This window comes from Brochothrix sp., from assembly GCF_017549435.1.
Lineage (GTDB): Bacteria > Bacillota > Bacilli > Lactobacillales > Listeriaceae > Brochothrix > Brochothrix thermosphacta.
Window position 1 is genome coordinate 1 of sequence record NZ_JAFYUW010000124.1, and the last position, 9,491, is coordinate 9,491.

Here is a 9,491-nt window from a genome sequence, read left to right on the forward strand (position 1 = left end):
AGGGTATCCTTGTTAATTTATTCGCTTACGAGGACAGTATGAACGGAATAATTTAAAAGTTCTTTTTTTTAGCTGTTTATTTTATAAACATGCTTAAAGTGAAGGATACTGCTATGACTTTTCCTTCGATATTACTCAAAAATTGAATCCTACGAGATGCCCCCATACAAAAAGCAGTTACACCAAAGAGGGTAACTGCTAAATAAATAATCGTTATTTTGTGATATTCGATTCACGAATTGCTGCTAAATCAGCTAAAATTTGTGGGAATTGTTTATCTAGTTTATAGAACACTAGAATTATAATCATTAATGTATCAAAAATAATAGGTAGCCATAAGAAAATAAACATTATCATGCTTTGAGCTGACTCAGGTTGTACATGTGCCCCTGAAATGAAACCTGAGCCTGCTAACATCCACCCTACAACTGCGGCACCAAAACCTGTTCCTACTTTAGCGCCAAAGCTACCCGCTGAATAAACCAGACCTTCAGTACGTACACCGTTACGCCATTCGCCGTACTCAATCGTATCAGCCAATAATGCGAACATTACAGCGACTAATGCAGAACCACCAGCCCCTTTAATCACATTGGTAATAATAATTAATGATATACTGTATGGATCGATAAATATGATAAAACACCCAACAAGTGATACCACCATGCCAATTATAGCCACATTTCGTTTACCAAATCGTTTGACTAGTGGTAACGATACTAACATAGCGATGACAGAAGGTACTATTTTAGTAAATGTTAATAACATCATTAATGATTCTGTCGACATACTTTCACCGACTTGTGCAACTTGTGCTACAAAGAAGGTACTTACAGCTGTACCTACACCATTGCCTGTGTTTTGAACTAAAAAGAGTGCTAAAATAAGTAACCAATATTTATTTCTAAACAAAAATTTCATTGATAATTTAAACGGTATTTTTCTATCTTCCAGTTCTTTAATCGCTGGTTTAACACGTTCTTTGGTATTTTTAAAACATAACATCAAACAGACAAAACCGACGGCAGAGAAAATAATTGCCATTGTAATCCAACCTTTTTGCCCATCACCTAATACTTTTACAATTGCTAATGTTCCCATACCAGCAATTAAACCAGCGAAGGTACTGAATAGCATACGTGACACGTTCAAAACAGAACGTTCATATTGATCCTGTGTAATTAATGAAGCAAGCGTTCCATACGGAATATTAACTGCCGTATAAGCAAATGATAATAAATTATAAGAAATAGTTATATAAACTAACTGCCAGCCCGTACTCACATCAGGTACCGTATAAAGAAGAATCCCGCTGATTAGAAAGGGGATTGCTCCCCATAAAAGCCAAGGGCGTGCCTTACCGTATTTACTATGTGTTTTATCAACAATAAAGCCCATCCCAATATCTGTGACACCATCGAAAATTTTAGAAGCAAAGATAATCGTTCCAATTGTCGCTGGGTTTAAACCAATTACCATCGTATAATAAAACATTAAAAACATTGATGAAACATGCCACACGATTCCTGTAGCAAAATCGCCTGCGCCATAAGATAGTTTTTCTTGCATCGATACTTTTTGAATGTTTGTATTCGTTGCCATCTTTTTTCCTCCCAGTCATTAAACGCGTTATTATACCTGATTTAATTGATTTAAAAACGTTGCTAATTTTTCTTCTGTGAAATAACCTTGACTAAAATTAATTAATCCTCGTAAAGGCATATTTTTTAACATTGCAGGTCCTAATTCAAGCGTTTCCGCTGTGAAATCCATTTTTGCAATATTAGATGCTAGTTCAGATTGATTGAAATGTTTTTTCGCAATCTCACTTGTTCGCGGATCTAACATAATATCGCCGATTGTTGTATTACGATTTATTTTAAGCGGTAATAATACGGTAGAATTAACAGTAAGTGTTTCTTTTAACTCAATTTGAGCAGAAGAACGACCCACAAGTATCTCAAATTCCCCACTTTCAATATGCCAATCTTGTATAGCTGTATCATAGTAACTAAATGAACGGTTATTTAACGTGATTGTGATTGTTTTTTCTTCACCAGGATTAAGCATAATTTTCTCAAATCCTTTTAATTCTTTTAGTGGACGTTTAACGGTACTCTTCACATCTGCAACGTATAATTGCACTATTTCTTTCCCTGCAACTGCTCCCGTATTACGTACGGTTATTTCCACGTCAATCATTTCTTTATCAGTAATATTTTTTTTACTAAGCGTCATTTTTTCATACGTGAATTCTGTATAGCTTAAGCCATGACCAAACGGATATAAAGTATTCATTGCTTTCATATCATAGTAGCGGTAACCAACGAAGAGGCCTTCGTTATATGACACAACATCATTCTCACCTGGAAAGTTGAAGTAGGCGGGTGTATCTTCTAATTTCATTGGAAATGTTTCAGCTAATTTAGCACTGGGATTAACATCACCGTATAATAAATCACTCAACGCGCCACCCATGGCTTGACCTCCGAGATAGACTTCGAAAATAGCTTGGACATCTTTTTCCCAAGGCATTTCAACTGGTGCACCGTTACTTAACAACACAATGACATTCTCATGAATAGCTGTGATCCGTTCAATCAAGGCTAACTGGTTATCTGGTAAGCGTAAATGATGACGGTCATATCCTTCAGATTCAAAGCGATCAGGCAACCCTAAAAATAGAATGATTTTATCTGCTTTTTCTGCAGTAGTGATAGCTTCTTCAATCAAGGTTTCTGATAAATCATCAGATGCCATATCATAACCAGCTGCATATTTAATCAATGCATCGGGTGCACTTTTATGCATTTCATCCAGTAAACTTTCAATTTTCGTTGGATTGATTTTTGAGCTACCACTTCCTTGGTAACGTGGTTTTTCTGCAAGTTCTCCTAAAACCACTATATTTTCAGTTTTCTGTAAAGGTAACATCCCTGCGTCATTTTTAAGCAATATCATACTTTCTGATGCCACACGACGTGCAAGTTTATGATGTGCTTCTTTATTGTATTGTGCGGGATTAGTTTGAGGTGCAGTCATTTCAATCAAACGTAATACACGTTCTGCTGCTTGATCAACCACTGCTTCATCTAATTCGCCATTTTTAACTGCTGAGACAATTAAAGTGTCAGAATAACCATTATTAGAAGGCATATCTAGTTCTAATCCTGCTTTTAAGGCTGCTACTCTGTAATTAACCGCGCCCCAATCTGAAACAACAGCCCCTTTAAAACCCCATTCATCGCGAAGAATAGTAGTTAATAAACGTTCACTTTCAGCTGCATATTCACCGTTTACGCGGTTATATGAGCTCATTACTGTCGCTGGCTGTGCCTCTTTAACAACCTCTTCAAAAGCAGCTAAATAAATTTCTCGCAATGTACGCTCATCTACATGAGCATCCACTGTCATTCGACGTTCTTCTTGGTTATTTACTGCAAAGTGTTTGAGTGATGCCCCTATAGGATGTGTTTGCATCCCTTTGACTTGTTCAGTTGCTAATTGTGAAGCTAAAAAAGGATCTTCTGAAAAATATTCAAAGTTACGCCCACATAATGGTGAACGCTTAATGTTCACGCCAGGTCCTAATAACACAGAAACTTGCTCTGATACACATTCTTCACCCAGTGCTTCACCTACCTCGAACAACATTTCTCTGTTCCAAGAAGAAGCCATACCTGCGGCAGAAGGGAAACAAATTGCTGGTACACTATCAAACACACCAAGATGATCATTTGCATCGGGTCGTTGTTTTCTCATACCATGTGGCCCATCTGTCATCATAATCGAGGGGACATTAAGACGTTCAATCCCTTTCAAATGCCAAAAATCTAATCCTGAGCATAAACTTGCTTTTTCCTCTAACGTTAACTCTTTTACTATATTGCTATAATTTTTCATGGATGATTCCTCCTTATTTTTGAAAGCGCTATCAACTAGATTTATCATACTGTTATGTTCATAGCATTACTAGTATATTTCTACTATCATTTGTACAAATCGAATACTGTTTTCATGTTATTTTTTTTCGAAATTTTCCATCATAGAAAATAAATCTTATATACTAGCGTATAAAGAATCATTTGAAGCCTATGTTTATAATGATAGGGAGCCTTTTTTATTTATTAAATCCACTGATAGACGATTGCTTTTTTGTCTCATTTTATGAGTACGACAACTAAAGTCAGTAATGAAATAATAAATATTCCAAAAACAAACATTAGGTGAAGTGACTCAAAATCTGTCAAAAAGGCATTTCATTTCATAGATTGGCTACCTATTTTAATAAGCATCATCAACTTTCGGGATAGCCACCGTCTTTCACTTCTCTACGAGTCTGTTGTAACATAAAAATAGCCCATGATTTATTAATAACAGTGTGGTTAAAAATTAAAACAATCAATTTAAGGCACCGCTATTGTTATAAACTTAAGATTTTACGCACATGAGTATCATGAGAAAAAGGTATTTTTGTACATAGTTGAGATTAGTAAACAGATAAAAAATAGATTATGATAGAGTAGTAATTAAATATAATAAATTCCTTTGAAAGGAGATAGAGAATGTTTACTTTATTACATGACGGATCTAAAGATGAAGCTTATTTTTTATTTCATGGTACAGGCGGAAATGATTTTCAATTACTGCGAGTGATGGAAGAACTAAATCCTAATGCGACTATTATAGGCGTAAAGGCAACTGAGGGTGTAGGAAGTAATCGACGTTATTTTTCACCATTGATAAATGGCCAACTGGATAGAAAAGATTTTGAATCAAATATAAATGGTTTCATGGAAGAGTGGAAAAAAAGAGGATTCGCATTTAAGAAAAATGTATTTTTAGGCTACTCGAATGGTGCGAATTTCATCATAGGGATAATAGAAAAATATCCACATATTATGTCCGAGGCAATCTTACTTCACCCATCTAATCTAAACTATCATTTTGAAGTTGAGTCAGGGATGAAAGTGATAATGACTTCCGGAGCTACAGATAATTTAGCATTGCCAGGTGATGTTTTAAAATTAAAAGAGACGATGAACAACTATTATAAGAACTTGACTTACTTTTTATTTGATGGCGGCCATGAGCTTACAGAAGTTGAAATTAAAGCGATTAAAGACTCACTGTGAAAAAATAACGAGAAGAAGATTCTACTTAAGCGTTTGTAAATAGATATGTAAAGGATGATTGATATGAGACCATTGATACACCATGTTTCTGTGATTAATAGTGATATGAAAAAGTCATTTGAATTTTATAAACACATTTTAGGAATGAAGTTAGTTATTAAAACCGTTAATCAAGATGATCGAGAGATGTACCATTTGTTTTTTGGAAACGCTAAAGGAAGTGCAGGCAGTGAATTCACAGTATTTGAAATGTCAGGTATTCCTAACAGGAAATTTGGAAATAACTCAATCGATCGGACCATCTTTAAAGTAAACACTGAAGAATCTTTAGATTATTGGCAAAAAAGATTGGAAGCGTTTGATATTTGTCATTATGGTATTGAAGAATATAATAACAAAAAACTATTAAGATTTGAAGATTACGATGGCACGCCTTTAGGTTTAACCATAAAAAACAAGGATGAACTCGCGCATAATTTTCATCCAAATAAAACTGCAGATATTCCAATAGAGCATTCAATTCTAGCAATTGATTCTGTCCATTTGAGAATTCCGTTTCCTAAAGCCAGCCAGAAAATTTTAAAGGATTTATTAAAGTGGAAGACATGTACAAAAATGATAGGTTTTAATAAAGCTGAAACGATTATTTTAAGTAATGAGTCCACTGACTTATATCAAGAAGTTCATTTGATCCATGATAACAGTGCAGTTCCAGAAACAATGGGAATTGGCGGCACTCATCATGTTGCGTTCTCTGCCGAGTCATATGGCACATTAATGGGTTATGAAGAATGGCTAATCAACTATAATATGATGTCTTCAGGTATTAAAGATCGAGAAATATTTAAATCTTTGTATTTTAGAGAGGCTAACAGAATATTATTTGAAATAGCGACAGAGGAAATGAACCATGATATATTAGAAAATGATTTTGCTGACGTTGATGAATATCCTCTCTACTTACCTGCTTTTTTAGAGAAAGATCGAGAAAAAATAGAATACAATTTAAAATAAACCATTCATTCTAGCTACAATATCTCGTTGTTTATTTGAAAAAAGTGATGGAAGTTTATTTTTTTCAAGGTGTAAAGCGCTATAAAACTTAATGATAGGTAACTATTTGTTCAATATAAATAGACAAGTAATCTAACGAGGTATTTAACTTATCTGAGCATCCGCTTTTTTGTGATTTAGAGATAATTGTCTATATACGATACTATAAAGCTTGTAGTATACTTAAATTATTATGTAGGGAAAGGTGGAAAATATGTTACCTAGTATTGTGCTTTGGGCTTTTGGCCTTGTTTTAACTTTATGGGGTTTATACTCGATGAATAGAGCGTTTAAAAAGAATAAGACTAAAAATAATTTAATTCAGTTGTTATTAACAGGGGAAGCTTCTGGAATTGGACAATTTATTTCAGGTATAGTTACTATAGCTGTGGGCTTCGTTGTTTTGTATTTCCAAAACAAATAATTTTAAGTTAATGAATTCATAAGGAACCAGCAGCGAGTCTATTGTTAGTGGCTAGGCTTGGTTATGAAATTATTAAAAATGATTATAGTGGTGGATTTTATCTAGAAGAAGTTTAATAGCTTTAGTGGTTAAAATTAAATAATACAAAAAGAAACAAGCATTAATAGATATCTGTATGGTAGATAAGCAATTAATGCGAAAAAAGTAATCGTCAACTCAAAGTTGAAACGGTTACTTTTTTTTGCGATTTAATTAGTAGGATAACTCATTTCAACTATGAAATGAGTCATATTCCAAAATTAAGTCTTTTTAAATAGAGTAATGAAAACCTAGGATGTAAGCATCAGCAAAAATTATGATAAAGTTGTAGGCTCACTCTTTGTTAAAGAAAAAAGGAGTGTAGGATGCATCATAATAGTGCACTGAAATCATGTTCAATGATGTCTTGTAATACAAATTGGTCGTCCTGATAATGATATTTAAAGAAGGAACAGTTTTGAATTTTAGTATTCTTTTTAACAGTACCAGTGTGTTCCCAGTGACGATAAAAATTTGCAATTGCGGCACCGTGTGAAACAATTAAAATACTATCGGCCGGACTATTACTTACAATATCGGCTACGGTAGTACTAATACGGTTTTCAAGTTCTATTTGTGACTCTCCGCCAAATTGTACAAAAAAATCGTTATAAGGGAGTGGCGGGTTTAAATGTTCGCCTTCACCTTCATAAGAACCGAAATTCCATTCACGTAAATTTTTAATCCGTTGATAAGGCTGATGAGTTAATAGTTCAAGCGTATCAACCGCTCGTTCCGATGTTGAGCTATAGGCTTCATCAAATGTGATTTTTTCTGTTTGTAAGTGAGCGTGTGCAATTTTTGCTTGTTGAATACCAATAGCTGTTAGAGGGGAATCACAAAAACCTTGTATTTTATGTTGCGCATTGAATAAGGTTTGTCCATGTCTCACTAAATATAATGTTGTCATTTTTTTAACTCCTTTATCACATATATATGATAAGTATAGCTTAAAGTATCGTGGAATTCAGTGGATTTAAATGATGAAATGTGACAACATCAAAGCTATCAGATGTTTTTATAACCCATAACTTGCATTTTATGTATTTTTTGTACAATGATATTAGGTGTTAAGTTGCTAACAAATTTTTGGTTATATTATTTCTGTATGTTGTATTCAGTAACATAATTCTCTATAATCAAGGTGACTCTAAATAAGATGAACGTCTTATTTATAAAAACTAGTCGTAAACAAACGTTACATTGGGAAACGTTATGTTGCAATTGAGTTAATAAAGAGTGGTTTACGCGGAATACATTAATTGGGGGAACTCCTGTGAAAAAACGTCCATTACAGATACTCGTCGTTTCATTGTTGGCAATTTTAATCGTAGGCGGTATTTTCTTAAACAATAAATATGCTAAGGTTGCTATGTCAGAAACAAATAATAGCAGCGAAATACAAGCAGATAAAACAGCGGACAGTGCTGGAAAAACGAGTAACACCGATGTAAAAAAAGAAAAATCTGCTGAAAAAGAAAAAACTAAACTAAAAAAAGAAGAAACGAAATCTAGTAAAGTTAAAGAAAAAGCAACAAAAGAAACAATTGAATCAAACAAAGATAAGCAGATAAAAAACAATGAAAAAACGAAACAAGAAAAGTCTCAAGTAGCTAAAAACGAAAAAATAAATGAGCAACAAACGATTGATAATTCTAATAAAACAACGGTCAAAGGTGAGGCAACAAAGTCAGGGGAAACGCCAGTACCTCATCCTAATAAATCATCAGCTAAACAACCTAATACTCAACCAAATAAAGGGACTGTGAAGCCTTCATCTCAGCCATCAAAACCTTCCAATCCTTCAAAACCAACGCCTGAAAATAAGCCACAACCAGAGGCTAAAAAAGAAATTACGTTATCAATCAGGGGAACGGTCGCTAACTCCTCTACCTATTTTATAAGTCCTCAAAAAGTGACAATAAAAGAAGGTGAGAGCGTTATGGATGTACTTGGTGATTTTTGTCGTGATAATGGTATCCAAGTGGGAATTCGTAACGGAAATTATGTTGCGGGTATTAATAATCTATATGAATTTGATAAAGGATCAGAAAGTGGCTGGCTTTATCGCGTGAACGGCGTTTTCCCTAGTTATGGTGCGGCGCAATACACCTTGAAAGTTGGCGATACGATTGAATGGATGTACACAGAAGATTTAGGTCATGATGTAGGTGCACCACAAGGTTAATAGGACGTTTTTTAAAGACTGGAATTTTCCAGTCTTTTTTGTTTGTTATGAAAAATAATAAAGTAGCATTATTTTGTTGTCACAAAATGGCATCTCCGACTTTAAATAGCGCTATAGAAACAACTGCTCGTGTTAGTTATTTCTTTTTTGAAAAATAATAAAGAGATATATTTGTGCATCCCTGTAAATGACCTTGTAAGACCGTAAAATTTTACCTATAATTAAGGATAGAAAGTATAACAAATCGACATGTATTAAGATGTAGGGAAAGAGGTGTAACTCCTCTACAGCCCCAATCTACTGTGAGAAGGACGAAATCTCAATGACCACTGAATAGTTAGCTATTTGGGAAGGTGAGAGAGTAGGATAAATTTTAGTCAGAATACCTCGCTTAATACTTATAGTTACTACAATTCTTATTGGAAGAATTATCTAGTACAATTCATCAGATAAAACAAAGGACCGCGTCTTTGTGTATCTATTTTTTAGTATGAGTCTGTTTCTAGCCATCCTTCGATAACGATTGGATGTCTTTTTTTGTGAACTTTACTAATATTTGGGGGTCGAATAATGAAAAATATTAAACAAAAAATACTGATTATATTGGCAACAT

General features: G+C 34.0%; 8 protein-coding genes and 1 riboswitch. Of the genes, 4 read left to right on the top strand and 4 right to left on the bottom strand.

Annotated features, from left to right (window positions below):
* Window positions 1-213 precede the first annotated feature (213 nt).
* The 3 genes from IKV95_RS08460 to IKV95_RS11220 all read right to left on the bottom strand — a co-directional run bounded on the left by IKV95_RS08460 (window position 214) and on the right by IKV95_RS11220 (window position 4,250).
* The gene (locus IKV95_RS08460) at window positions 214-1,602 is read right to left on the bottom strand and encodes an MFS transporter (RefSeq protein ID WP_069126302.1); all 1,389 of its coding nucleotides are present in this window, start codon (window positions 1,600-1,602) and stop codon (window positions 214-216) included.
* A gap of 30 nt (window positions 1,603-1,632) precedes the next feature.
* Complete coding sequence (locus IKV95_RS08465; protein ID WP_287451659.1) at window positions 1,633-3,903, bottom strand: glycoside hydrolase family 3 C-terminal domain-containing protein; 2,271 nt, start codon at window positions 3,901-3,903, stop codon at window positions 1,633-1,635.
* 257 nt (window positions 3,904-4,160) lie between these two features.
* Window positions 4,161-4,250 (bottom strand): putative holin-like toxin, encoded by a 90-nt coding sequence (locus IKV95_RS11220; RefSeq protein WP_120472800.1) that lies wholly within the window; start codon window positions 4,248-4,250, stop codon window positions 4,161-4,163.
* 315 nt (window positions 4,251-4,565) lie between these two features.
* Here IKV95_RS11220 and IKV95_RS08470 point away from each other — a divergent pair, with 315 nt between their 5' ends.
* The 3 genes from IKV95_RS08470 (at window position 4,566) to IKV95_RS08480 (ending at window position 6,612) form a co-directional block, all read left to right on the top strand.
* Window positions 4,566-5,135, top strand: a complete 570-nt coding sequence (locus IKV95_RS08470) for an alpha/beta hydrolase (protein WP_287451660.1) — start codon at window positions 4,566-4,568, stop codon at window positions 5,133-5,135.
* A gap of 63 nt (window positions 5,136-5,198) precedes the next feature.
* On the top strand, window positions 5,199-6,149 hold the full coding sequence (locus tag IKV95_RS08475; RefSeq protein WP_287451662.1) for a VOC family protein: 951 nt from the start codon (window positions 5,199-5,201) through the stop codon (window positions 6,147-6,149).
* Between the two features lie 253 nt (window positions 6,150-6,402).
* The gene (locus IKV95_RS08480; protein WP_069126328.1) at window positions 6,403-6,612 is read left to right on the top strand and encodes a hypothetical protein; all 210 of its coding nucleotides are present in this window, start codon (window positions 6,403-6,405) and stop codon (window positions 6,610-6,612) included.
* A 409-nt stretch (window positions 6,613-7,021) separates the two neighbouring features.
* Here IKV95_RS08480 and IKV95_RS08485 read toward each other — a convergent pair whose 3' ends face one another.
* Window positions 7,022-7,600, bottom strand: coding sequence for a histidine phosphatase family protein (locus IKV95_RS08485; protein ID WP_029091624.1), 579 nt, complete (start codon window positions 7,598-7,600; stop codon window positions 7,022-7,024).
* A 366-nt stretch (window positions 7,601-7,966) separates the two neighbouring features.
* On the opposite strand from IKV95_RS08485, the gene IKV95_RS08490 reads away from it, so the two are divergent.
* The gene (locus tag IKV95_RS08490; protein WP_069126325.1) at window positions 7,967-8,878 is read left to right on the top strand and encodes a DUF4430 domain-containing protein; all 912 of its coding nucleotides are present in this window, start codon (window positions 7,967-7,969) and stop codon (window positions 8,876-8,878) included.
* 215 nt (window positions 8,879-9,093) lie between these two features.
* Window positions 9,094-9,287: riboswitch (cobalamin riboswitch) on the top strand.
* The last annotated feature ends 204 nt before the right edge of the window (window positions 9,288-9,491 follow it).

Coding starts and splice junctions, on each gene's coding strand:
- IKV95_RS08460 (WP_069126302.1), bottom strand. CDS start 1,602: ATGGCAACGAATACAAACATTCAAAAAGTATCGATGCAAGAAAAACTA.
- IKV95_RS08465 (WP_287451659.1), bottom strand. CDS start 3,903: ATGAAAAATTATAGCAATATAGTAAAAGAGTTAACGTTAGAGGAAAAA.
- IKV95_RS08470 (WP_287451660.1), top strand. CDS start 4,566: ATGTTTACTTTATTACATGACGGATCTAAAGATGAAGCTTATTTTTTA.
- IKV95_RS08475 (WP_287451662.1), top strand. CDS start 5,199: ATGAGACCATTGATACACCATGTTTCTGTGATTAATAGTGATATGAAA.
- IKV95_RS08480 (WP_069126328.1), top strand. CDS start 6,403: ATGTTACCTAGTATTGTGCTTTGGGCTTTTGGCCTTGTTTTAACTTTA.
- IKV95_RS08485 (WP_029091624.1), bottom strand. CDS start 7,600: ATGACAACATTATATTTAGTGAGACATGGACAAACCTTATTCAATGCG.